The following is a 26,955-nucleotide window of genomic DNA, read 5'->3' as shown; positions in this document are numbered from 1 at the left end:
TTAATTTACGTGTTTCGACAATCTTAAAATATCTCCAAACACACCTCTTGCGGTTACTTCTGCTCCTGCTCCGGCTCCCTGAATCACAATTGGTTGCTCTCCATAGGATTCGGTAAAGATTTCAAAAATCGCATCCGATCCTTTTACATGACCAAGTGTACTATCTTCTGGAATAGAAACCAGCTTCACCTCTAAAACGCCTTTCTCCTGAGATAAATCGCCAGACAAGTCACCTATATAACGCAACACATGTCCAGGCTCTTGATTTGCCTTAATCTTTTGGAACTCGTCGTCTAAAACATTTAACTGCCCTAAAAATTCCTGAACTGAAATTTCTCGATATTGCTCTGGAATTAAATTCTGAACAGCTACATCTTCAAATTCATTTTTCAAATCTAATTCTCTGGCTAAAATCAATAATTTTCTAGCTACATCGTTTCCTGAAAAATCTTCGCGAGGGTCTGGTTCGGTAAATCCTTTATCGATAGTTTCCTGAACAATTTCACTAAATGATTCATCCTGAACAGAAAAATTATTGAATAAATAACTCAACGTTCCTGAGAATACCCCACGAATTCTGGTGATATTTTCACCCGATTCGTGTAACAACTTAATGGTGTCAATTAACGGTAACCCTGCTCCAACCGTTGTTTCATATAAATACTCCTTATTATGCGCTTTTAATTGCGCGCGTAAATCGGAATAGAACTGATGTGAAATGGTATTAGCAATTTTATTAGACGACACTAAATCGAAACCTGCTTCAACAAATGGTATATAATTATCATGAAACTTCGGACTCGCTGTATTATCTACTGCAATTAAATTTTCTAAATGATTGTTTTTAGCAAAAGTAATCACATCCTGAATTGAACTTTCTAAAGGTGAATTAGCGATAGCATCTTTCCAATCTTCACCAACACCCTTCTTGTTTAAAAGTAACTTTTTAGAGTTTGCAATAGCAAAAACATTTAAAAGCACGCCCTTACGCTTTTCTATTTCATCTTTAGATTTTAAGATCTGATTTATCAATGCGCCGCCAACACCACCGTGACCAAAAATAGCAATATTGATTTTCTTAGAAATTCCGAAGATTTCTCCGTGAATAACATTCATCGCTTTATGCAGTTGGTCTTTTTTAACCACCAAACTCACATTCTTTCCGGTTACCGTATTATTGAATAATAACGGCGTTATCTGATTTCTAATTAAAGCGTTAAATGGTTTATGGAATGAACTCAATTCGATACCAATAATTGAAATTACCGAAACATCGTCAACAACACCAATTTTATTAACATCTTGTGAATAAAAATCGTTTTCAAATTCCTTTTCTAAGGCCAACACGGCATTGGTTGCCTGATCTGCATTAATAATTAATCCGATACCACGTTCTGAAGACCCCTGTGAAATAATACTAACACTAATATCTTTTCTTCCTAATGCTCCAAAAATACGTGCATCAACACCACTTTTACCAAGTAATCCGCGACCTTCTAAATTAATTAATGCCACATCGTCTAATACTGACAACGACGTCACCTCTTTAGAGTTAGGTTTTGCAGTAATTAACGTGCCTTCATCATCCGCATTAAAAGTATTTAAAATACGTAAGTTGATATTTTTCTCTACTAACGGAATAATGGTTTTTGCGTGTAAAACCGTGGTTCCGAAGTTTGCTAACTCATTGGCTTCACCAAATGATAACTCTCGAATTTTTTTAGCATCTTCAACTAAATCCGGATTTGCAGTGTAAATACCATTAACGTGTGTATAGTTTTCTAATTCTTCAGCATCTAAAAAGTTTGCCAATAAAGCAGCCGTATAATTACTACCATTTCTACCTAAAGTTGTTGTTTCATTATTAGCATTAGAAGCAATAAACCCTGCAACAATATTTACCACCCCATTTGGTGTGTTTTTATAAAAGTTTTTAACGTTGTCTTTCGACAATTGTGAAATAGGCTGTGCATTACCAAAAACACCATCGGTTTTGATTAACTCTCTGGAATCAACGGCAGCTGCCTTAATATTACGCTCGTTTAACAGACTTGAAATTAATTTCACAGAAAGCAATTCGCCTTGCGCCAGAATTTCATCTTTGGTTTTTTTACTGTAATCACCAAGTAAACTAACTCCTTCAAATAATTTATCCAGTATCGCAAATTCTTTTGAAAAATCAATGCTTGGTAGGGGCTCAACCTGATAATTTTTAAAGGCTTGTAAATCGGCTTGATACTCTTTTCCTTTTACCGCCTTCTCTAAAATAGACTCTAAATCATCGGTAGCTGAACCACGTGCCGATACCACAACAGTAATCTTTTCGTCGTTATTAATTTTATTTTCAATAATTGAAATAACAGTATTTAAACCGTTACCATTTGCTAAAGATTTTCCTCCAAATTTTAATACTTTCATTCTTCTGTTTTTAGAGTTTGGCACAAAAATGCCTTCTACTATTTTTTCTAATTGCTCGTATTCCATTAAAAAGGCATCATGCCCATGTACCGAATGGATTTCGTTATAGGTTACATTCGGATTTGTAACCGCCAGTTGCTTATGTGTTTGTCTGTTTTCTTCGGCAGTGAAAAACAAATCGGAATCGACACCTACAATATGAATATTACCATGAATATTTTCCAACACATTAAAATCGGTTGGTCGGTTTTTAGTCACATCGATAGTTTTCAGTAATTGATTCATTAATTTATAAGCTGACAACTGAAAACGTTCCTGTAATTTTTTACCGTGGTGCAACAACCAGCTTTCTACGTTAAAGATTTCCAGCTCTTCATTTTTTGATCGCTGAAAACGTTCCTTAAAAGATTCAGGCGTGCGGTAGCATAACATGGCGTGCATTCGTGCATCATGTACCGGATTCTTAGAATTGATTAAAAACTGCTCCTGAATCTGGCAGTTGGCAATAAGCCAGTCGGTCGATTTCCAATCGGTTGCCACCGGAATTAAATTCTCGGTAATATCGGGACTTAATACCGCCATTTCCCAAGCAATACCTCCACCAAGCGAACCTCCAACAATAGCAAAAAGCTTGTTGATATTTAATTCCTTTAATCCGATTAAAAATAGTTTTGCAATATCTCGGGCTACGAAATCTTTATAGTTTTCAATTATAAAACCATCGTAACCATTTCCTGGAATATTAAAAGCCAGAATTGTGTAAATCTTGGTATCGATAACCTTATCGTCGCCAACCAAATCTTTCCACCAGCCATCTTCACCAGCAACATTACTATTGCCTGTTAACGCATGATTGATTAAAATAATAGGCGCAGTACCTAAAGCCTTACCAAACTGTTGGTAGCTTAATTTAATTTCTGCATTAGACACACCACTTTCTGTAACGAAATCTTTTATATCAATATGATGCAACTTTGTACTCAAAATATGTTTTTTGTTTTTGTTAATGACAAAATAGCCCGAAACAACATTACTTAGTAATGCGCTTAAAAAATGTTATAAAGAATAGATGTTTACCAGCGGTAATCTGTATAGTTATCTATCCATAAGGTTCTAATAAGTAAGCTTAGAACTGGGTAGAATTTAGCACCTTCTTTACAGGTAAAGGGTTGCTAAGGCTTCAAAGGGTCTAATCCCTCCACCTTTCTTGATAACATTTCAATAAGTGTTTGAACTTTGCGTTTGCAAATATTCAAATAGAAATCGATAAAAACCTAATTTTTAGTGATAAATTTTTCAAAAAACTTGAAATTTAGCCCAAAATCATTTTTCGCTAACGATTAAATCGCATGTCGTAAAATTTGTTCTTAATAACAAGGTCTATTGGTCTGTTCTGAATTTTAGATTCCAACCAAGAAATAATATCCAAATATAAAAAGGCACGACTTTGATGCGGATCGTTTTCATATTGCTTTAATTTCTTATGAAGTTTAATAAATTCATTTTTCACTTCATGCGGATAAATATCTCCTAACCCTCTTAAGAACTTAATAAATTCCTTTTGTACCTCGTATAAATCTTCCATCTTAATTAAAAACTTATAGGTACTTCTTATTAATGAATCCAGATTGTAATCCATTCCAGCTTCATAGTGTGCCACCAAATTCAAAATTCTTGAGAAACACAATAAATCTTCTCGCATTTGAAGCGATTTATTACTAATTATTTTCTCTAAAAAGTAAATGCATTTTTTGGTCTCACCCGCACCAAAATACATACTTGCTATTTTGTAATAAAACACCATAACGTGATGCTCATCTATACGATCGCGATACTCTTTAAGTTTATCTAAAACTTCTTCAACTAACGGTAACCCTTCTTTAAAGGATCCTTCAATAAAATGAAGATTAAACTTATTGTTATAGATATACAGAAAAGTAAGTCCATCCACATTATCATCTCTGGTAAACCACTTTTCCTGCGTCACATTCTCTAAACGAACGAGTGTTTCTTTAAACTTTTCGTAATGTCTCAGATAAAATAATGCCTCTAACAGATAATGATTTCCCCTTAAAAAGAACACAGGGTTTAAAATCATCATATCTCTGTTATCATAAAATAAATCGACCCACTTGGTCGCATACTTATAACTTGATAAAAAATCTAAAGTCAGGAAACTATACCATAAGTTTGCTTTGTAGAGCCAAAGTTTCTCCCTAAACCCAAGTTTATTAATATCATACTTCGGCATACGCGCATTGTAATATTTAATAATACGCGTGCTTTCCTTAGCATTTTTTACATAACCGGTTTTTAAAAACTGTCCGTATAATTGTAGCGACAAATTCGATAGTTTACTCGCAATGACGTTTTGCTGACTTAATTCCTTAGCCTGAATAGCCAACTCGTCGGCTCGATTATTTAAACTTCGGGTGATGTATTGCGACTCGATGATTTTCTCAAATTCCACAATTTCGTAAGCCACGTTTTTTTCTTCGTTAGCAATAGCTAAATTCTTGGCTTTATCTAAAATTTTTAAACTTTGCTTATACAATCCTTTATGATAAAGTATTGTTGCAAAATCTAATTGTTCTCGAATTTGAATACGAATGGTTTGATGCGAGGGGTTTAAACGTAAACTAATAAGAATTTGTTTGTACAAATGCGCCTTTAAATTAGACAACTGCTCTTTCTTTACTACCCCTTTTTTTAAAATGGCAGCTTCATCGTAAGCAGGTAACTTTTCCAGGATGTTAAACAGGGTTAAAAATTTAGAATCTTCATTAACGCCTAATCGACCAACATAGAGCTTAAACTGGCGCTTTTCTGACTTTGAAAGCGACTTTACCAATACAAACAAATTATCTTTTTGTTCCTTTGTCATAGTTCTAAAAACCGTTTTAAAATACTGATTTACAATACATTAACAAAACAACCATTCAGTTAAACATCGTAAAAAAAAATCGACCCATTATCCATTTACAAAACCAAAGTATACATTCGTAATACAAAATGAAAATTTATTTTACTAAATGACTAATACGAACGTCCAAATTTTTGACACAACGCTTCGCGATGGCGAGCAAGTCCCAGGCTGCAAATTAAACACCGAACAAAAATTAATCATAGCTGAACAGCTTGATCATTTAGGTGTTGATATTATTGAGGCTGGTTTCCCTGTATCAAGCCCTGGCGATTTCAAATCGGTAGAAGCCATTTCTAAAATTGTAAAAAACGCTACAGTTTGTGGTTTAACACGCTCGGTTGAAAACGATATAAAAGTAGCAGCCGAAGCGCTAAAATACGCTAAAAAACCAAGAATTCACACTGGTATCGGAACTTCTGAATCTCATATTAAATTTAAATTTAAATCGAATCAGGACGACATTATAGAACGCGCAGTTAAAGCTGTTAAATATGCTAAATCTTTTGTTGAAGATGTTGAGTTTTATGCCGAAGATGCAGGAAGAACAGACAACGCTTATTTAGCACGTGTGTGTGAAGAAGTGATTAAAGCTGGAGCAACAGTATTAAATATTCCGGATACAACTGGATATTGTTTACCAAGCGAGTATGGTGCAAAAATTAAATATTTAAAAGAAAACGTAAAAGATATCGACAAAGCCATTTTATCTTGTCACTGTCACAACGATTTAGGTTTAGCAACCGCGAACTCTATTGAAGGTGTAATAAACGGTGCAAGACAGATTGAGTGTACTATTAACGGTATTGGTGAGCGTGCTGGAAATACAGCTTTAGAAGAAGTTGTTATGATTTTAAAACAACACCCTTACCTAAACCTTGACACCAACATTAAAACTGAAATGCTTTACGGTTTAAGTCAGTTGGTTTCAGATAACATGGGTATTTACACGCAACCAAACAAAGCTATTGTTGGAGCGAATGCTTTTGCTCATAGTTCAGGGATTCACCAGGATGGTGTAATTAAAAACCGTGAAACTTACGAAATTATAGACCCTAAAGATGTAGGTGTTACAGAATCAGCTATCGTTCTTACCGCTAGAAGTGGTAGAGCTGCTTTAGCTTACAGAGCAAAAAATGTTGGATACGAATTAACGAAACTTCAATTAGATGAAATCTATCAAAACTTTTTAGATTTCGCTGACAAGAAAAAAGAAGTTGAAGATAACGACATCCACTATATTATAGAAAACAGCAGAATATACAAAGAGATTGTTTCTGCTTAAAAACACGTAGCTTATGAAATTAAATATAGCTGTTTTACCAGGTGATGGTGCAGGTCCTGAAGTTACAGCTCAAGCCCTAAAGGTCTTGAAAGCTATCGCTATGGAGTTTAACCATGTATTTAATTTTACCGAAGGTTTGGTAGGTGCAAGTGCCATACAAAAAACTGGCATCCCCTTACCAGAAGAAACCTTAGATTTATGTGAAAACGCAGATGCCGTTTTATTTGGCGCCATAGGAAACACCTCTTACGATTTAGATCCTAATGCTAAAATTAGACCGGAACAAGGTCTTTTAGGATTACGCAAATCGTTGGGTCTATATGCCAATATAAGACCTGTAATTGCTTACGAAGAGTTACTAAATAAATCATCATTGAAAAAAAGGCAAATTAAGGATACTAACATTCTTATTTACCGCGAACTCACTGGTGGCATTTATTTTGGTGATAAAGTATTAAGTGATGATGGAAATAAAGCCTCGGACATTTGCGAATATAACCGCTTTGAAGTAGAGCGCATTACGCATCTGGCATTCAAAGCTGCACAGTCCAGAAAACGTAAATTAGCATTGGTAGATAAAGCCAATGTGTTGGAAAGTTCACGTTTATGGCGTAGAGTAGTACAAGAGTTAACCCCACAATACCCCGATGTAACCGTAGACTATCTATTTATTGATAATGCAGCCATGGAGCTTATTATCAATCCAAGACAGTTTGATGTTATTTTAACCGAAAACATGTTTGGCGATATTTTATCGGAAGAAGCCAGCGTTATTGTGGGATCAATAGGATTATTAGCCTCAGCATCCATTGGTGAAAAACACGCCATGTTCGAACCAATTCACGGTGCTTATACTAAAGGTGCTAATAAAGGCATTGCCAACCCTATTGCCTCAATTTTATCGGCAGCCATGTTGCTAGAACATTTTGGACTAGATGATGAAGCCGCATTGGTTCGTGAAGGTGTAGATAAATCTATCAAACTACACATTACCACGCCCGATTTAAACACTAAATACGATCATATAACCACAACTAAGGTAGGAGACTTCATTGAGGATTTTATTAACAATCCTGATGAAACCAATCTAAACTTTACCAACATACATTTAGGGCAGTCCACAATCATTTAATTACTTTGAGTTAGTCACCAAAATTAAAATTATTGTAGTCCTTAAAAGCGCATAGTCTCCTATGCGCTTTTTTAATTCTATTAATTAAGCTCCGACTAAAAATCTTGAATAACTCTTAAAAAGCTTTTTGGAAATATAAACGGTAAGCAAACTCAAACCCACAGAATAGACTAAAAGTAATACTGCGCCTGAAATAATATTTAACGGTTCTATTTGATGAATATCTAACACAGCCTTAAACCATGATAAAGAACTAAACAATATAAAACCATGTAAAAAATAAATCGCAAAAGAATCTCGAGCAACAACATTCAACCATTTTATTCTTTTGTGTTCATACTTTTTAAACAGTAACAAAATTAGAACTGTAAAGCATAACTTTTGGATATAGAATAAGGATTCTCTTAGAGAGACTTCACCTATAACATCAAATTGATAGGTGTACAAGAAGAATAATAAAACAGTACTTATAAAGGCTAAAATCAACACTAAAAACCTGAGCCTTTTCATAAGGTTTAGCTTTTTATTTAGATTGCTCCCTATCCACATACCAAAGGCATAAGCACCTGTAAAGTACAACATGGTTTCTAATTTTAAAAGATACTCATGAGCCATTTGAATTCTTGAAACCAATAAAGGCATTAAAACCATCAACAAAAATACGGCTTTTGTCAATTTACTTCTAGTTCGAAGCCAGTCTAAAGCTGGAGTAACCAAATACAAAAACACTAAAACAGGAATATACCACATTACGAAATTGGCCTTTCCGTAAATCAAATCCCGACCAACCTGATGTAGATAATTCCAAACGTTTTCAAACAAAGTATCGCTTACAAACTTCATTTTAAAAAGTGTAAATACCAAAGTCAAAAACAAATAAGGTATTATGATGAACTTTAGCTTATTCATATAAAATCGCCTATACCCTTTTACCCTTAAAACACTGGTAAACAACAGCCCTGACATCACAGCAAAATAAATCGTACTATCATGGTATAAAACCTCGCTAATCATAACTAAAGGATACGATTCATCGAATACCCCTTTAGCCTCAATTACTGCGCCTGCAATCGCATGACCAAAGACAATAATTAAAATAGCTAGACCACGAAAACAATGAACATGATTTAAAAATATAGCCTCCTTATTTGCCATAATTATTGAATTAACTAAAACAATATACGAAGCTTTTAAACGCAACGGACAGCCTACTTTAAATAAAAAATCACATTAAAAAGGAAACCCCTTTCAAATGTGATTTTATTTTATTCTCTGATCTATTGAATTTTACTCAGGAAACTTATCTCTAATTTGAGCTAAACATAAGTTATGAATACTTCCTTCGTGCGTGTGCCTTTTAGAAGTATCGGGCTCATAAGACCCATCCTGAACCTGTCCTCCAATTTTTTGATATGCCTCTCTAAATGTCATACCATTTTCAACCAACGTATTAATATTATCTACTGTAAACAAGTATTTATATTTATCATCATTGATATCAATATCCTTTACAATAACCTGTTGAATAGAGAAATTGAAAATATCAAGAATATCCTTAATTTCTTCAAAAGCTGCAATCATATTCTCTTTTAATAACTGAAAATCTCTATGATATCCACTTGGTAAATTATTGGTAATTAACACCATTTCGGTTTGTAAGGCCTGTATTTTGTTACACTTACCACGAATTAATTCGAAAACATCCGGATTCTTTTTATGCGGCATAATACTACTTCCGGTTGTTAACTCATCTGGAAAAGAAATAAATCCGAAATTCTGACTCATATATAAACAAGTGTCCATAGCGAAACGTGCCAAAGTATTGGCCAAACTACCTAAGGCCGCCGAAATAATACGTTCATTTTTACCACGTCCCATCTGAGCTGCTACCACATTGTATTTTAACGTAGCAAAGTCCATTTCTTTAGTCGTAAATTCACGATCGATTGGGAACGAACTTCCATAACCAGCAGCCGATCCTAACGGATTCTGATCCACAGTTTTTATAGCAGCGTCTATTAAAAACACATCGTCAATCATTTGTTCGGCATAAGCCGAAAACCATAACCCGAAAGAGGATGGCATCGCCACTTGTAAATGTGTATAGCCTGGCAAAACTTTATCTTTATAAACCTCAGCCTGACTTAATAACGTATCAAAAAGCGTCTTTACCTTTTCTCTTACTAAACCAAGATTTTCTTTATAGTATAAATGACAAGCTACTAAAACCTGATCGTTTCTTGAACGTGCCGTATGAATCTTTTTTCCAACATCGCCTAAATTAGCGGTTAATTCATATTCAATTTTAGAATGCACATCTTCAAACTGAGCATCGATAACAAATTCTCCTGCTTCAATTTCATTCGCTAAAAGGTCTAAACCTCCAAGTAATTGTTCTAACTCAATAGTGGTTAAAATACCAATCTTATGAAGCATCTTGGCATGTGCTTTTGATGCAATTACATCGTATTTCGCGATGTGAATATCTATTTCTCTATCGTTACCAACCGTAAACTGTTCTATTTTTTTATCGATTGATATCCCCTTATCCCAAAGTTTCATCCTTTAAAAGTTTATTTGTTTATGCGTTGAATTGTTTAAACAATGACACGGTTTAATAATTCAATGTAAATATCTATACCCTCTTCAATTTCGTTCAGATAAATAAATTCATCTGCCGAATGCGAACGTGTACTATCTCCAGGCCCCAATTTTAACGACGGACAACTTAATACCGCCTGATCTGATAATGTTGGTGACCCATAAGTTGTTCTCCCCATAGCAACTCCTTCTTTTACCAAAGGATGATCCACCGGAATACATGAAGAATTCAAGCGCAGACTTCTCGGTTTTATACTTGCACAAGGCGATTGGGTTTGTAAAATTTCGGCTATTTCAGCATTACTATAGGCATCATTTACACGAACATCAATTACTAAATCGACGTGACCTGGCACCACATTATGTTGCGACCCTGCATTAATTTGTGTTACCGTAAGTTTAACATCTCCTAAAGCTTCAGAGCTCTTTTCAAACTTAAAATCTTTAAACCATTGTAACACTTCAATCGTGTTATAAATTGCATTATTATCGTTAGGGTGCGCCGCATGACTAGGTGTTCCGTTAATAACCGCATCAAACACGACCAAACCTTTTTCAGCAACGGCCAGATTCATTAAAGTTGGTTCACCAACAATCGCCACATCTACTTTAGGAATGATAGGCAACATACTGTTTAACCCGTTAGGACCACTGCTTTCTTCTTCTGCGGAAGCGACAATAACCAAATTGTATTTTAAATCTTCCAGATTATAAAAATAGGTAAACGTCGCAATTAACGACACCAAGCAACCTCCGGCATCATTACTTCCCAAACCGTATAATTTACCATCTTCAACAATAGCCTTAAACGGATCTTTTGTGTAAGCACTGTTTGGCTTTACGGTATCGTGATGCGAGTTTAACAACAAGGTTGGTTTACTGTCATCGAAAAATTTGTTAACCGCCCAAACATTATTTTGAGTGCGTTTGTAATCTATTTTATATTTTTTGAACCAATCTTCAATAAGCAACGCCGTCTGGTCTTCCTCTGATGAAAAAGACTGGGTTTCTATTAGTTGTTTTAATAGATGTATCGCATTGGTTTTTAATTCTACTTCCGTCATTTTATAGTGTTATGGTTGTAAAATTATCATTTTCCTGGGTCAACATCGAGGTATTTCCCATATTTATGCTAGACACCCCATTATTTAACGCATCAAAACAATTTTCTAATTTTGGTAACATACCATCGGCAATGATGCCTTGTTCCAGTAATTCGCCATATAATTTGGTGTCTATGTGTTTTATAACTGAATTTTTATCCTTTATGTCTTCCAACACGCCATTTAATTCAAAACAGTAATAAATAGATGTCTCGTATAAGGCGCTCATCCCAATAGCAATTTGCGAGGTAATGGTGTCTGCATTGGTGTTTAATAACTGCCCTTTTCCATCGTGAGTAATCGCACAAAATACGGGTGTAAAATTAGCTTCAATTAATTTATTAACCGAATTATAAGCCACCGATTTTACATCGCCAACAAAACCAAAATCGACCTCTTTTACAGGGCGTTTATCTGAAGTAATACTGTTAGCATCAGCTCCTGTTAACCCAATAGCATCAATATTCAAGGCCTGCAACTGGGCAACAATATTTTTATTAACCAATCCACCATAAACCATGGTGATGACCTCTAAAGTTTCGGCATCGGTAATACGGCGACCGTTAACCATTTGAGATTCTATCCCTAGTTTTGAAGCGATATGTGTAGCACGTTTACCACCGCCATGCACTAAAATTTTCTTTCCTTCTAACTTTGAAAACAATTTTAAAAATGCCTCTAAAGCTGAAGCATCTTCGATAATGTTTCCTCCTATTTTTACTATGGATAGTTTTTCTTTAGGCATTTTCTAATATTTTCTTTAGTACTAATTGCGCTGCATAGGTTCTATTGTTGGCCTGTTGAATCACGATTGAACTATCGCTGTCCAAAACTGCATCTTCAACAATAACATTACGTCTTACCGGTAAGCAGTGCATAAACTTAGCATCACCTAGTTTTTCTTTAGTAATCATCCAGCTAGGTTCTGTATTGACTACTTTTCCATAATCTTCATAACTACTCCAGTTTTTTACATAAACAAAGTCTGCATCTTTTAAAGCTTCCTCCTGGTTGTGAATTATAGGTGTATCGCCAACAATATCAGGTGATAAATCATACCCCTCAGGATTAGTGATTACAAAATCGACATCCATTTTCTGCATGGCTTGTGTAAAACTGTTCGCTACAGCATGTGGTAAAGCTTTAACATGAGGCGCCCAGCTTAATACTACCTTTGGTTTATCTTTTTTCTTGTGTTCCGAAATTGTGATCGCATCGGTTAACGCCTGTAAAGGGTGCCCCGTGGCACTTTCCATATTCACTAACGGCACTGAAGCATATTTTTTAAAGGCATTTAAAACCTCTTCACTTTCATCTTTTACCTTATCAGTTAACGTTGGAAACGCTCTAACAGCTATAATATCACAATATTGCGACACCACTGCTGCAGCTTCTTTAATATGCTCGGCAGTATTCCCATTCATTACCGTACCATCTCCAAATTCAATACCCCAGGCATCTCCTGAAACATTCATTACAATAGGATTCATACCTAAATTTAATGCCGCTTTTTGAGTACTTAACCGTGTACGTAAACTTGAATTAAAGAACAACAAGCCAAGGGTTTTATTTCGTCCTAATTCTAAATGTTTTAACGGGGTTAATTTTAATGCTTTAGCTTCCTCAATCCAAGAATTGATGTCATCGATATCGTGTATGGAGGTGTAATGTTTCATTTGTGTGTGTTTTATTTATTTTATTTAATCTTGGTGAATGGCACTTTATTATCGAAAGCATTAAGTATAAAATTGTCTTCCAGTCCGTTTACTATCCAAGTTTCAATATTTGCTTTTTTAGCTACTGCAGCGGCTTCAATTTTAGATTGCATGCCTCCACTACCATGTGATGATTTTGAATTGACCACTTCACTTGTTAAGGTTTCAAAATCTTCAACTGACTCTATAGTTTCAGGCGTGCCATTCTCTATAGATTCCTTAGTATAAATGCCGTTAGTATTGGTTGCTATTATGAATAAATCGGCATTTAAAAGCGATGCGGTTAAAGCGCCTAATTTATCATTATCTCCAAATTTAATCTCATCGGTAGCGACGGTATCATTCTCGTTAATAATCGGGATATAATTATTATTTACCAACACATTAATAGTATTAACAATATTGGTTCGGCTTTCCTTTTTTTCGAAATCGGAATACGACAATAAACACTGTGATGTTAATAACCCGTATTCTCTAAAAATTTCCTGATAGATTCTTATTAAATGTGGCTGACCTATAGATGCTAACGCCTGTTTTACAAAAACATCTTTTTGTTTGCTTTCCAATTTCACAAACTGCTTCGCCACAGCAATAGCGCCCGAACTTACAATAACAAATTCGCAGGTATCTTTTAACTGCGCCATCTGACTTGCCAAGTCTTCAATTTTTCCTCTGGAAATATTATCGGTTTCTTTAGTAAGCGTATTAGAACCAACTTTAAGTAATATGCGTTTCTTTTTCTGCATGCCTATCTTATTTGTCCGTTACCGTGAACATACCACTTGTTCGTCACTAAATGCTGTAAACCTATCGGACCACGTTGATGTAATTTATCGGTACTAATCGCTAATTCGCCACCAAGACCTAACTGTCCGCCATCGGTAAAACGTGTTGAGGCATTATGATAAACCGCTGCTGTATCTACATTTTCCATAAATACTTTAGCCTCATCTTCATTAGTTGTAATAATTGAAGAGGAATGCCCTCCTGAATATTTATTAATCATTGCAATAGCATCCTGTGTTGAACCGATTTCAGCAATAGCAATTTTAAAATCTAAAAATTCTTGGTACCAGATCTCATCTGATTCAATTGTCTCAACCCCTTCAAACTTCACTACATTTTCATCACCCAAAATTTGGACATCAAACTTTTTTAATTCAGAAATTAAAGATTTTATAAAGTGTTCTTTATTCTGAAGATTTACATCAATTAACACTTTATCAAGTGCATTACATGCCGAAATTTTAGCTGTTTTAGCATTGATAATTACCTTTAAAGCAATATCCAGGTCGGCTTCCTTATGTACATACACAAAGTTATTTCCGCGTCCGCTGATAATTACGGGACAGGTCGCATGCTTTTTTACAAAAGCGATAAGACGCTCACCACCACGAGGCACAATTAAATCGACTTTTTGTGTTGGTTTTTCTAAAAATTCCTGCGTTTCGGTTCTGTTAAATTGCAGATATTCTACCCATTCGGTTGAAGCGCCATTCACTTTTAAAGCCTCATGCCATAAGTCAACAATTTTTAAATTCGAATTGGTAGATTCCTTTCCTCCTTTAAGTAGAATTTTATTTCCAGATTTAAAAGCAATACCGGCTGCCTCAACAGTAACATCAGGACGTGATTCGTAAATAATTAGCACCGTGCCAAACGATGCTGTTTTATTATATACCTGCATGCCATTATCATGCTTAAAACTAAAACGTTCTACACCAACGGGGTCTTCCTGTGAAGCCAAATGCGTTACAGAAGCAATCATTTCATCTACTTTCGCATCGTTCACTTTTAAACGATCATACATTGAGATGTCATCGCCTTTATAAGCTTCCAAATCTCCCTTGTTTATTTCTATAATGGCTGCTCGCTCTTTTTCAAGAAGCTCAGCCATTTTTAGCAATACAGCGTTTCTAGTTTCAATTGATAATAAGGTATTCATTTTTTACTTTCTTATGTCATTTCTTAAATACAGAAATAACACGTTATTTTATTACACTTCAACCGCTTCAAGTTCCTTTTTTAAGGCTTTGAAAAACTGATCGATATGTTCCTTTTTAATTGTTAATGGCGGCAAAATTCTTAGTAATTTTTTATTTGAAGCCCCACCAGTAAAAATGTGGTGATCGTAAATTAATTTCTTTCTTAAATCGCCCACTTCAAAATCGAATTCTAAACCAAGCATCAAGCCGCGTCCTTTTATATTTTTTATCTGTGGAATAGTTTTAGCAACCGAAATAAAATACTCAGACATCGCATTCACGTTATCGATTAATTGTTCTTCCTCAATGGTATTTAAAACCGCTAAACCTGCAGCACAGGCTAGATGATTTCCTCCAAACGTGGTTCCTAACATCCCATATTTTGCTTCAATACTTGGGTGAATCAAGATTCCTCCTATTGGAAAGCCATTCCCCATACCTTTTGCAACTGAAATCACTTCCGGAGTCACATTATAATGCTGAAATGCGAAAAATTTCCCCGAACGTCCGTAACCCGATTGCACCTCATCGGCAATAAAATAGGTGTTATTGGCTTTACAAAGCGCATCCACCTGCTCGTAAAATTCGGCAGTTGCCTGATCTAATCCACCAACACCTTGAATAAACTCCACGATAACAGCACAAACATCGCCTTTTTCTAACTCAGTTTTTACACCTTCAATATCGTTTAATTCCAGAATAGTTACTTCCTGTTGTGCATTGATTGGCGCTATAATATTAGGATTATCGGTTGCTGCAACAGCCGCCGATGTACGTCCGTGAAACCCATTTTTAAAAGCCACCACACGTGACTTTCCGGTTTTAAAAGAGGCTAACTTTAAAGCATTCTCATTCGCTTCAGCTCCTGAGTTGCATAAAAACAAGTTGTAATCTTTACATCCTGAAAGGGTTTCTAATTTATCAGCTAATTCAACCTGTAACGGATTTTGAATCGCGTTTGAATAAAACCCTAATGTTGATACCTGATTAGTAACCGCATCAACATAATTCGGGTGTGCATGACCGATAGAAATTACGGCATGACCTCCGTAAAGATCAAGATACTCCGTGTTATTTTCATCGTAAACATGGATTCCTTTAGCTGAAACCGGCGTTACATTATATAATGGATAAACGTCAAATAATGGCATTTTAATTCTTTTTAATTTGATTAATTTTTTCGAATGAAGCTACAATTCCCTGAATTAAGGCTGAACTTAACCCTTGGTGCTCCATAGCATTTAAACCTTCAATAGTACAACCACTTGGTGTAGTTACACGATCTATCTCCTGCTCCGGGTGTTTACCACTTTCAATTAACAAACTGGCTGCACCGTAACAGGTTTGTGTTGCTAATTCATGCGCTTCATGCGCTTCGAATCCTAATTGAATAGCGCCTTGGGTTGTAGCACGAACCAAGCGCATCCAAAAAGCAATGCCGCTGGCACAAATAACAGTTGCTGCTTGTATTAGTTCCTCTGGTATCACTAATGTGGTCCCCATCTGATTAAAAATATCCTGTGCTAAACTCACTTTATCCTGAGCTTTATCGTTAGCCGCAATACAGGTCATGGATTTACCAATTGAAATTGCTGTATTTGGCATGACCCGCATGATGTTTTTATCGCTACCAATAATACTTTCAATCCTAGGAATTTCTACACCAGCTGCGACAGAAATAACAATGTGTTTCTCAGTAATTTTATCGGAGACGTCTTCAAGAACTTTATCGATATGCTTGGGTTGCAAAGCAAAAATAACAATATCGGACTGTTCTACAGCCAACGCATTATCATTAGTAATTTCTACATTATTCAAGTTTTTAAATGCTTCTAAGCTACTCGCTTTTCGACTACTTAAATACAAGGAAAATGTGTTGCTTTTAATCAGCCCGTTTGCAATAGAGCTTCCTAAATTTCCTATACCGATAACTGCTATTTTCATCCGTTCGTTGCTGGTTATTTGTTTTTAAAAATAAGTCGCTTTTAAATTCAACCCTGTGGTCTCCTCTAACCCAAACATTAAGTTCATATTCTGAACCGCTTGCCCGGAAGCGCCTTTTAATAAATTATCTATGATACTCGTAATTAATAATTTCCCATTGTGCTTAAGCAAGTGAATTAAACACTTGTTGGTGTTAACCACCTGTTTTAAATGCAGAACATCATCGGAAACAAAAGTAAATTCAGCATCTTTATAAAACTCTGTATAAAGTGCTTTTGCCTCTTCCGCTGAACCTTCAAAATCGGTATACAACGTTGCGAAAATCCCTCTTGAAAAATTTCCTCGGTTTGGCATAAACAAAATATCAGAATCAAATCCGTTTTGTAATTGTTTCACCGACTGATTAATCTCACCTAAATGCTGATGCGTAAACGGTTTGTAATACGAAAAGTTATTATCGCGCCATGTATAATGCGTTGTTGCAGATAGCGATGTTCCTGCTCCCGTAGCCCCAGTAACCGCATTGATATGCACATCATTATTTAATAATCCAGCATTTGCCAATGGCAACAATCCTAATTGAATGGCTGTCGCAAAACAGCCTGGATTTGCAATATAATTGGCTTTTTTAATAGTTTCCTTTTGTAATTCCGGCAAGCCATAAACGAAAGTTTTCCCGTCAAACACTTTATCGGCTTCTAACCTAAAATCGTTTCCTAAGTCAATAATTTTTGTGTTTTCAGAAAAGGTATTTGCTGATAAAAATTTCACCGAATTTCCATGTCCTAAACACAAAAACAACACATCAACATCTGGATTGACTGTATCGGTAAACTCTAAATCTAGAGAACCCACAAGATCCTGATGCACTTTACTTATTTTATTTCCCGCGTTAGATGTACTGTATACAAAGTTTAGTTCTACTTGCGGGTGATTAATCAATAATCTAATCAATTCCCCGGCAGTATACCCTGCACCACCAATAATTCCAACTTGAATATTTTTCATTTTTATTTGTTTTTCAACCATTTGATTGAGTTGCTGAAATGAGTTCAGTATCTCAAGACCGGGTTATTTTTAGTTTGAATTTACCTGTTGATAAATTTTATTCTGGTTTCCGAAAATTTTAATAAATCCTTTAGCCTCATCAGCTGTCCATCCTTTATTTTCTTCACCGTAGCTTCCAAACTTCGCACTCATTAAATCATGCTCTGATGAAATACCATCTAAAGTAAAGTGATAAGGTTTTAAAGTAACTGTTACATCCCCACTCACTTTGTCCTGACTGCTTTGTAAAAAAGCTTCCATATCGCGCATTACAGGATCTAAATACAAGCCCTCGTGTAAATGCATCCCGTAGAAACTTGCTATATATTCCTTGTGCTGTAATTGCCACTTGGTAAGCGTGTGCTTTTCTAATAAATGATGTGCCTTAATAGTAATTAATGCTGCCGCGGCCTCAAAACCTACACGCCCTTTAATACCAACAATAGTATCACCCACGTGAATATCTCTACCAATGGCATAGGCTGATGCTAAATTGTTTAAGGTTTCAATATTGATCTCCGGATCGTTTTCAATACCATTAACAGCTACCAACTCTCCTTTTTCAAAGGTTAATTTTACTTTTTCTTCCTCTGAATGTTTTAACTGAGACGGGTATGCTTCACCTGGCAACGGTTTTTCAGACGTTAAAGTTTCTGAACCTCCAACACTAGTTCCCCAAAGTCCCTTGTTGATGGAATATTTCGCCTTTTCCCAAGACATATCGATACCATTAGCTTTTAAATAATCGATTTCTTCCTGTCTTGTTAATTTTTGATCTCTAATTGGTGTAATGATTTCAATCTCTGGTGCCAGCGTTTGAAAAATCATATCAAAACGCACCTGATCGTTACCAGCACCTGTACTACCATGAGCAATATACTCGGCATCAATACTTTTTGCGTATTCGATAATTTCAATGGCCTGAATGATACGTTCGGCACTTACAGATAATGGATACGTGTTGTTTTTTAAAACGTTTCCAAAAATTAAGTACTTCACTACTTTTTGATAAAACGTTGCTACAGCATCTATATTTTTATAGGTTGTTACCCCCATTTTATAGGCGTTTGCCTCAATTTTATCTATCTCGGCTTTGGTAAATCCGCCAGTGTTTACACTTACAGCATGTACATCATATTCTTTAGATAGGCTTACGGCGCAATATGAGGTATCTAACCCGCCACTATAGGCAATTACTAATTTTTTCATCTGTTATATTACTTTTGATCTTTTTTTTTTAAGAACATGGTTTCTTTGATATGTTTTAATCTGTTGAAAACCTTTTCTTTTACTTTTTTATGTTTTTCTTCTTTTGCTTTTGGGTCGTAAAGCATACCTGTACACAAACACATTTTTCTATTAGTTCGTGTTAACACATCGTAATTTCTACAAGTTTGACAGCCATCCCAAAACGTAGAATCATCGGTTAGCTCTGAAAATGGCACGGGCTTATACCCTAAATCGCTGTTCATTTTCATTACAGCTAAACCGGTTGTTATACTGAAGACTTTAGCATCAGGAAATTTTGTTCTAGAGTGCTTAAAGATTTTATGCTTTATCTTTTTTGCCAAACCTACGTTCCTGAAATCAGGATGTACAATTAACCCTGAGTTAGCCACAAACTTACCATGCCCCCAAAGCTCTATATAACAAAAGCCCGCAAACTTATCACCTTCAAGGGCAATAACAGCGTTGCCGTTTTCCAACTTTTTTGTGATATACTCAGGAGTACGCCTAGCGATACCAGTCCCCCTAACAGCGGCTGATTCTGCAATGGTTTCGCAGATAATTTCTGCATACTTAGTATGTGATTTATTGGCAATTAATACCTCAATGTTTTTCATAAACCAATCTAGGTTATAAATAAAATATTATGATTTAAATTTTGTTGCTTGTCTTTTGAATCCGAATAAAATTAAAAGAATTTAGCCTAAAATAATAATATAACACTTTGAAAGTGAGTTAAATTTAGGTAAACTTAAATGGATTCTTTTCTCTTGGAGAAGCAGGGCACACCTACCTCAAAAATAAATATTAAACCCTCAAGGGGCGGCGAAAACGACGTGCAGGAATAAAAGTGTTAAATAACATGCTCAAGAAGTGAGCATTAATTTCTGTAATAATATAATTTGACGTTTTCATAATAGTAACTCTAAATCGTCGGCCTAAGCCCCTTTCGTTAACTAGATGGTACAATATTACATAATTTTTTTAAACTAAAACAAAGCCCTTTGTAAAAAAATTAGATTTTTATAGAAAAATTATCAAAACACCCCTTATTCATTTTTTTACATCACAAATAACTTACTACAAGGCAATTTCATTGAAAATTCCTCAAAAAAACATATTCAAACACTCCCTTAACCACCTTAAATTTTAAAGGTAAAATTGACCAAATTATCATATTGGTTTATTTATATATTTGTTTCTTGACAACTAACCACAAATTCTAACTTAAAACTACGTGAAAAACAGCATACTTTTTTTGCTTTTTGTTATTTTCTATTCCTTAAAAATAACCTCTCAAAATCAAATTACTATATCTGTAAAAAACAGTAACGGAATAGATCTTAAGGAAGCAAAAGTAGACTTTTCGCCCTCTGTATCTTCTTATAATTTTAGCACAAAAGATGCCTATAAGTTGACAAGCATTCCCAATGGAACCTATTTTCTTTCCATAAGTCATTTAGGCTATAAACCTGCAATGGATTCCATTAAAATTAACAATAAAGATTTAAAGCTATCGTATATTCTAGAGGACGACTTACTAAATCTTGAGACTGTTGTGATTACTGGAAATTTCAATACCAAAACCAAATTAGAATCAAGCACTTCTATTAGTTCTCTGGACCAAAAAGAGTTATCAAAAATCGCACCTCGCGGAACAGCTCAAATACTTCAAAATATTCCAGGTCTGTTTACCGATGCTTCTGCAGGCGAAGTTTTCACAAAGGTTTACACACGCGGTATTTCGGCATCTGCTGAAGACGATATGGGCTGGTATTATGTATCTCTTCAGGAGGACGGACTCCCTATAAGCCTTGTTCAGCATTCTTACTATGCACCTGATTTGTTTTTTAGAAATGACATAACAACATCTAAACTCGAAGTTATTAGAGGCGGAAGCTCTTCTATTACTGCTATGAATACTCCCGGCGGTATTTTTAACTTTATCTCTCACAAAAAAAGAAATGCTTTAGGAGGGGATATTCAACTACAATCCGGTATTCAAGGGAATAACAATATGTCTTACAAAATCGATGCTTCAATTGGTAGCCCTTTAGGAAACAACTGGTATGTGAACACCGGCGGACACTACAGACAGGATGATGGCGCCAGAAATACCGATTTCACATTTAGTAAAGGAGGACAGTTTAAATTCAACCTTTTAAAAGAAAATAGTCGAGGCTATTTTAAATTCTACGGAAAACTTCTAAACGACAAAACCAATCGCTACACAGGTGTTGCTGCAACAAATTGGAGGAATCCGCAACCAGTTTTCGGACAAAGTTTTAAATCGACAGCCCTAATGATGCCCGAATTTAACACTTCTATTCCGGATGGCAGAAACTTATCTTCATCAAATAATTTTAATCCAGGTGAAGGTTTACATGCGCAAGATTACACATTCGGCATAGACCTATCTCAAAAGCTAGGTAAGAACTGGACGATTAAAAACAATATTAAAATTTCAGCTAAAAACGCCAACTGGCAAACATCTATTAGCAATGCTTTTGTTTCTTTAAGCAATCCGTTAGCCTACTTTATAACAGGTGCACAATTCCCCATAGGTCAGATTGTTTTTAGAAATGCTCAATCTGGAAATGAATTAGCCAGAATAGACAATAGTGGCATTTTAAATGGCGAACCATTTCAATATTTAACAGAAGGTCGGCTTCCTAACGATGCTATTATGGGCACATCAACATGGCTGAAAGACAATGAAACCGATGAATTAATTCAGCAACTTACTTTAAAAAAGCAATTTGAAAACCACAATTTAAATTTCGGATTTGCCTCAGGATTATCTAATACTACCGTTTTTACGCAAGGTAGTTTTGCTTTCGTAACCTATGAAAACAATCCAAGAATGCTAGCTGTTACTTTAGAAAACCCAAATGAACCAACAATTGCATTGTCCGATGAAAACGGCGTTAGTAATTACGGTGGTTTGTTCTTTGGAAATAGCAGAGCGAACATAACACAACTGGCAACCTTCGCAAATGATTATTGGAATATTTCAAATAGTCTGAGCTTGGACCTCGGACTTCGATTTGAATCTATTACACACAAAGGCAGTAATGACGGCTATGAACCATTTTCGCAAGATGGCGGCTTAGACGGCAATCCTAATACCGATTACGACAACAGTGTTTTAAAACCAACTGGCGATATCGACTCATTCAATTACACCTATAATTACATTTCCTATTCCGCAGGAATTAATTATAAAGTTTCTAACAAAACAGCACTTTTCGCTCGGCTGTCAAGAGGGAATAAAGCCCCGGAATTAAATTACTATTTCAATAATTTCACCAATGTTCCAATTAATAAAAAAGGTGAAATTCAAAAGATCAACCAAATAGAATTGGGATTAAAATCAAACCTAAGCACCTTTTCAATTGCTGGAACTCTGTTCTATAGTCAACTTAAAAATATTGGCACTTCTAATTTTGAATTTGATGAAAACACCAACTCTGTATTTTACACGCCAATCCAATTTAACACTTCAGAAACCATTGGTTTAGAATGGGAAAGTATTTACTCTCCTATAGAAAATTTAAAATTTTCTTTTAATGGTGTAATTCAGAACCCTAAAACCAAATCATGGACTATTTACGATGCTAACGGAACTGCGAACACAACAGATGATATGATTACCGATTATTCTGGAAACAAACTTCCTTTTAACCCTAACATCATGTTTAACTTAGCAACAGAATACCAGTTAAAAGACGTTTCGAGTTTTGTTAAATGGCAATTTATGGGAGAAAGAGAAGCTAACGTGGCTAATGCTTTTCAACTACCAGCTTATAGTATTTTTGATTTAGGATTGACATATAAAATATCAAACAACATTTCAACTAGTTTACTAATAACAAATCTTTTTAACTCAGAAGGTTTAGCCAATTTTTACGGAGCCAATAGTTTTGGTGCCAGTGCCAATGGTGCTACAAAAGAATTTATTGAAACCTATCCTAATACCAGCTTCATTGTAGTACCAGTATTACCTAGGGGCACATTTTTAAAATTAAACTACAAAATTTAATAGATGTTTGCTCTTATAAAAAATAAGATTTAATAGTAAAAATTAAGGGTAAATACATTGAACTAAGTAATAATATTGAACCTAATACTTTAAACACTCTCGAACCAATTAAAAATTATGACAAAACAACTTACACCCCTTATCTTTCTTTTAATTGGTTCTTTCCATTCTATCAACGCACAATGGTCAATACGAGGTAATAAAACCGATAAAAATGCAAGATGGAATCACATTCAATTTTTTAGCGAAGAAGAATGGGATGCTAGTAATTTTTCATCTGAAAAAGACATGCAATGGTTTAATGATGCTCGATATGGTATGTTTATCCATTTTGGCCTTTCAACATACATTAAAAAAGATCTTAGCTGGGGCATGTGCTATACCAGAAAAGCACCAGATAAAGGACATGGTCCAATAGCCGATTCTGTTTGGGTTACCTATCCTGAACACTTTAAATTTGAGAATTTCGACGCCAAACAATGGGTGAAAATTGCCAAAGATGCAGGCATGAAATACATTGTAACCATTGCAAAACATCATGACGGATTTCATATGTGGGATACAAAATATTCCGATTTCAAAGTTACAAATACGCCTTTTGGTAGAGATTACCTAAAAGAAATCGCCGATGCTTGCCATGAAGCGGACATGAAATTTGGGGTTTATTATTCGCAACGCGATTGGTATCACCCAGATTATGCTCCTATACACAACCTTGGTTGTCCGTCAAAAAGAAGCCCCTTATTACCATGCTAAATTAGGCGTTGAAAAAATTCTTCCCGGGCCTACACATGATAAATACAAAGAATATCAATTTAATGTGGTTAAAGAATTGTGTTCGAATTACGGGAAAGTGGATGTCTTTTGGTTTGACGCCTCCTGGTGGGGTGGTATGTTTACGGCCGATATGTGGGACTCTGAAGCATTAACTAGAATGATACGCAAATTACAACCAGGAATTATAATTAATAATCGCGCTTCAATTCCCGGAGATTTTGATACGCCTGAACAAAAAATTGGCATGTACCAGGAACGCCCTTGGGAAAGTTGCATTACATTAACTCACTCCTGGTCTTATTCTGGAACACCTCCTAAATCGAAGGAAAAAATCATAAAAATGATAACGTCTACAGCCTGCGGAAATGGCAACATGCTTTTAAGTTGGGGGTCACAATGGAATGGCGCATTTGATGATACCGAAGTAGAACGATTGGAAGACGTTGGCCAATGGATGAAAACCTACGGACAATCTATTTACAATACTAAAGGAGGCCCTTGGTATCCTCAAAAATGGGGAGGAAGCACCTACGAAGACAAAACCATTTATCTACACATTACTGATAAATCGCTTAATTCATTAAAGCTACCTGCAATAGCTTCAAAAATAAAAAAAGCCCAAGTGCTAACAGGTGGGAAAATAAGCTTTACTCAAAACAAATCGGAAATTGTTTTTAATCTTTCAAAAGCAAACAAAAGCGAAGAAACCATTATTATCGAGCTTACATGCAAAAAAATAATTACCGAAATGACTGGAGACGCTATGTCTAACTCGTTATTTTCAGACCCTTTATACGGCCATGTTATTTCGGATAATGCGACCTTCACAATAAGTTCACAATCTCAGGAAGACGATTCTAGTTTCCATAATTTATTATTTTCAAACAAACTATTTAACAGCCCTTTTGCCTTTCATAGTAAAGAAGAAAAAGAAGCTTTTGCAATTATAGATTTAGGAAAAAATTATCATGTTAAAGGTCTCGATATCTTTAATCAGAAACATTATTTAACAAAGGATTTTAATTTTAGTGTATCTGTTTCAATAGATGGCGAGAACTGGAACAAAATTGAAGATAAAAAAGGAAGCTTTTATCATTGGGAAGTTCCGGTAACCCAATTTAATGCCGGTATTGAATTACCAGGAATTAAAGGGCGATATATAAAAGTTTCTGTAGAGTCCTCCTCTACTGCGGCCCTTCATTTAAAAAAATTACAAGTTTACGGTTCTGAAATTAATGAATAAAAAACTCCGGAATATCTAAAATTGAAACGTATTAAAAATAAAACCAACCTTAATTCTTTAAAACATATTACATGACCCTTATAAAATCCACTTTATTTCTTTTATTTCTTTCAATACAAGTGCTGGTAGCACAAACCGAAGTTCCAATTCCAACACAAGCTCAATTAAATTGGCAAGAAGCCGAATTAGTTGCAGTTTTTCACTACGATCTTCATGTATTCGACAACAAACAATACAACCAAAAAATCAACAGAATTACACCTGTTGAGGACATCAATATCTTCAACCCTGAACAACTTGATACCGACCAGTGGATTAAATCGGTTAAAGATGCTGGTTGTAATTTAGCGATTCTTACCGCTACGCATGAAACTGGTTTTGCCTTGTACCAAAGTGATGTTAACCCGTATTGTTTAAAAGCCGTAAAATGGAAAGATGGCAAAGGCGATATTGTAAAGGATTTTGTTGAATCTTGTAGAAAATATGGCGTAAAGCCAGGTATTTACATAGGCATACGTTGGAATTCGTTCTATGGTATTCACGATTTTAAAGTACAAGGAACTGACACATTTGCCGAGAATCGCCAAAAGCATTACAACCGTATGTGTGAAGGTATGGTAGACGAACTTATGTCTCGATATGGCGATTTGGCTATGGTTTGGTTCGACGGCGGGGCGCATGGTCCGGAACAAGGTGGAGCGGACATTTTACCTATTGCTGAAAAGCATCAAAAAAATATTATTTTTTATCACAACACGCAACGCGCAGATATTCGTTGGGGTGGCAGCGAATCTGGAAAAGTACCTTATCCTAGTTGGGGCACTTACCCATTTCCTTACTCACATTCTACCAATCAAGAGGTCATTTTTAAAAACAATTTCGAGTTATTAAAGACAGGAGATCCTAATGGCAAATATTACATGCCAGCCATGAGCGATGCCCCGCTTAGAGGTTATAACGGGCGCCATGAATGGTTTTGGGAACCGAATGACGAAGAACATATTTTTCCTTTAGAACACCTAATGGATATGTATTACAACTCGGTTGGTCATAACAGTTCGCTTATTTTAGGAATTACCCCAGACCCGAACGGACTAATTCCTGAGGCTGATGTAGAACGTCTGAAAGAATTTGGAAATGAAATCAATCGGAAGTTTTCAAACCCGGCTGGAACAACATCTGGGAACAAATCTAAACTATCTATAAAGCTTCCAAAAACTCAAAACATTAATCAAATTGTCTTGACCGAAAACATTGCTAATGGCGAACGTGTGAGAGCTTTTATTTTAGAAGGAAAAACTAAGGATGGCTGGAAAACTATATTTGAAGGCTCTTGTATCGGACATAAATTCATCCATAAGTTTGATGGGATGAATGTTTCACAAGTGCGTTTAAAAATCACTGAATCTAAAGGAAATGCGGAAATTAAATCTTTTGAAGTTTTCAGTACTGAAAACTAAAACAGTATTCTATACAAAACAAAAAAATCGAGGGTTTAAGCCCTCGATTTTTT

20 protein-coding genes and 1 riboswitch are annotated in these 26,955 nt (G+C 35.4%); of the genes, 6 read left to right on the top strand and 14 right to left on the bottom strand.

Going from position 1 to position 26,955, the window contains the following annotated elements:
* Both thrA and ICJ85_RS11540 read right to left on the bottom strand, forming a co-directional pair.
* Positions 1–3,402 carry a bifunctional aspartate kinase/homoserine dehydrogenase I gene (thrA, locus tag ICJ85_RS11545; protein WP_188223947.1) on the bottom strand — a complete coding sequence of 1,134 codons (3,402 nt, stop codon included), beginning with the start codon at positions 3,400–3,402 and terminating at the stop codon, positions 1–3.
* Positions 3,403–3,510: 108 nt separating this feature from the next.
* Positions 3,511–3,635, bottom strand: a riboswitch (SAM riboswitch).
* A 116-nt stretch (positions 3,636–3,751) separates the two neighbouring features.
* The gene (locus tag ICJ85_RS11540; protein WP_188223946.1) at positions 3,752–5,302 is read right to left on the bottom strand and encodes a hypothetical protein; all 1,551 of its coding nucleotides are present in this window, start codon (positions 5,300–5,302) and stop codon (positions 3,752–3,754) included.
* Positions 5,303–5,450: 148 nt separating this feature from the next.
* Between ICJ85_RS11540 and ICJ85_RS11535 the strand changes: the two genes are divergently transcribed.
* A complete protein-coding gene (locus ICJ85_RS11535) occupies positions 5,451–6,626 on the top strand; it encodes a 2-isopropylmalate synthase (RefSeq protein ID WP_188223945.1) in 1,176 nt (391 codons plus the stop codon).
* A 13-nt stretch (positions 6,627–6,639) separates the two neighbouring features.
* Positions 6,640–7,758 carry a 3-isopropylmalate dehydrogenase gene (gene leuB, locus ICJ85_RS11530; protein WP_188223944.1) on the top strand — a complete coding sequence of 373 codons (1,119 nt, stop codon included), beginning with the start codon at positions 6,640–6,642 and terminating at the stop codon, positions 7,756–7,758.
* Between the two features lie 84 nt (positions 7,759–7,842).
* On the opposite strand, the gene ICJ85_RS11525 is transcribed toward leuB, so the two are convergent.
* The 12 genes from ICJ85_RS11525 to ICJ85_RS11470 all read right to left on the bottom strand — a co-directional run bounded on the left by ICJ85_RS11525 (position 7,843) and on the right by ICJ85_RS11470 (position 19,988).
* Entirely contained in the window at positions 7,843–8,913 is a 1,071-nt protein-coding gene (locus tag ICJ85_RS11525) for an acyltransferase family protein (RefSeq protein WP_188223943.1), read from the bottom strand.
* A gap of 132 nt (positions 8,914–9,045) precedes the next feature.
* Positions 9,046–10,320, bottom strand: a complete 1,275-nt coding sequence (argH, locus tag ICJ85_RS11520) for an argininosuccinate lyase (RefSeq protein WP_188223942.1) — start codon at positions 10,318–10,320, stop codon at positions 9,046–9,048.
* A 35-nt stretch (positions 10,321–10,355) separates the two neighbouring features.
* The gene (locus ICJ85_RS11515) at positions 10,356–11,423 is read right to left on the bottom strand and encodes a M20 family metallo-hydrolase (RefSeq protein WP_188223941.1); all 1,068 of its coding nucleotides are present in this window, start codon (positions 11,421–11,423) and stop codon (positions 10,356–10,358) included.
* A gap of 1 nt (position 11,424) precedes the next feature.
* Positions 11,425–12,207 (bottom strand): acetylglutamate kinase, encoded by a 783-nt coding sequence (gene argB / locus ICJ85_RS11510; RefSeq protein WP_188223940.1) that lies wholly within the window; start codon positions 12,205–12,207, stop codon positions 11,425–11,427.
* Complete coding sequence (locus ICJ85_RS11505) at positions 12,200–13,138, bottom strand: N-acetylornithine carbamoyltransferase (RefSeq protein ID WP_188223939.1); 939 nt, start codon at positions 13,136–13,138, stop codon at positions 12,200–12,202. Before ICJ85_RS11505 ends, argB begins: the two co-directional genes overlap by 8 nt.
* A 20-nt stretch (positions 13,139–13,158) precedes the next feature.
* Entirely contained in the window at positions 13,159–13,923 is a 765-nt protein-coding gene (gene proB, locus ICJ85_RS11500) for a glutamate 5-kinase (RefSeq protein WP_188223938.1), read from the bottom strand.
* A 2-nt stretch (positions 13,924–13,925) separates the two neighbouring features.
* Positions 13,926–15,122, bottom strand: a complete 1,197-nt coding sequence (locus ICJ85_RS11495) for a glutamate-5-semialdehyde dehydrogenase (protein ID WP_188223937.1) — start codon at positions 15,120–15,122, stop codon at positions 13,926–13,928.
* A gap of 51 nt (positions 15,123–15,173) precedes the next feature.
* Complete coding sequence (locus tag ICJ85_RS11490) at positions 15,174–16,313, bottom strand: aspartate aminotransferase family protein (RefSeq protein WP_188223936.1); 1,140 nt, start codon at positions 16,311–16,313, stop codon at positions 15,174–15,176.
* Between the two features lies 1 nt (position 16,314).
* Entirely contained in the window at positions 16,315–17,106 is a 792-nt protein-coding gene (gene proC / locus ICJ85_RS11485; protein WP_188223935.1) for a pyrroline-5-carboxylate reductase, read from the bottom strand.
* A gap of 24 nt (positions 17,107–17,130) precedes the next feature.
* Positions 17,131–18,114 carry an N-acetyl-gamma-glutamyl-phosphate reductase gene (gene argC, locus ICJ85_RS11480; protein ID WP_188223934.1) on the bottom strand — a complete coding sequence of 328 codons (984 nt, stop codon included), beginning with the start codon at positions 18,112–18,114 and terminating at the stop codon, positions 17,131–17,133.
* Positions 18,115–18,183: 69 nt separating this feature from the next.
* Positions 18,184–19,362, bottom strand: coding sequence for an argininosuccinate synthase (locus ICJ85_RS11475; RefSeq protein WP_188223933.1), 1,179 nt, complete (start codon positions 19,360–19,362; stop codon positions 18,184–18,186).
* Positions 19,363–19,370: 8 nt separating this feature from the next.
* On the bottom strand, positions 19,371–19,988 hold the full coding sequence (locus ICJ85_RS11470; protein WP_188224024.1) for a GNAT family N-acetyltransferase: 618 nt from the start codon (positions 19,986–19,988) through the stop codon (positions 19,371–19,373).
* A 650-nt stretch (positions 19,989–20,638) separates the two neighbouring features.
* Here ICJ85_RS11470 and ICJ85_RS11465 point away from each other — a divergent pair.
* The 4 genes from ICJ85_RS11465 to ICJ85_RS11450 all read left to right on the top strand — a co-directional run bounded on the left by ICJ85_RS11465 (position 20,639) and on the right by ICJ85_RS11450 (position 26,902).
* Entirely contained in the window at positions 20,639–23,422 is a 2,784-nt protein-coding gene (locus ICJ85_RS11465; protein ID WP_241739538.1) for a TonB-dependent receptor, read from the top strand.
* A 117-nt stretch (positions 23,423–23,539) separates the two neighbouring features.
* Positions 23,540–24,178, top strand: a complete 639-nt coding sequence (locus ICJ85_RS16660; RefSeq protein ID WP_188223932.1) for an alpha-L-fucosidase — start codon at positions 23,540–23,542, stop codon at positions 24,176–24,178.
* A complete protein-coding gene (locus tag ICJ85_RS16655) occupies positions 24,120–25,442 on the top strand; it encodes an alpha-L-fucosidase (RefSeq protein WP_188223931.1) in 1,323 nt (440 codons plus the stop codon). The genes ICJ85_RS16660 and ICJ85_RS16655 overlap by 59 nt, the downstream gene beginning before the upstream one ends.
* A 71-nt stretch (positions 25,443–25,513) precedes the next feature.
* Complete coding sequence (locus tag ICJ85_RS11450) at positions 25,514–26,902, top strand: alpha-L-fucosidase (protein ID WP_188223930.1); 1,389 nt, start codon at positions 25,514–25,516, stop codon at positions 26,900–26,902.
* The last annotated feature ends 53 nt before the right edge of the window (positions 26,903–26,955 follow it).

The sequence above is a fragment of the Aestuariibaculum marinum genome (assembly GCF_014596975.1).
GTDB classification, from domain to species: domain Bacteria; phylum Bacteroidota; class Bacteroidia; order Flavobacteriales; family Flavobacteriaceae; genus Aestuariibaculum; species Aestuariibaculum marinum.
This window is presented reverse-complemented; position numbering and strand designations above follow the sequence as displayed.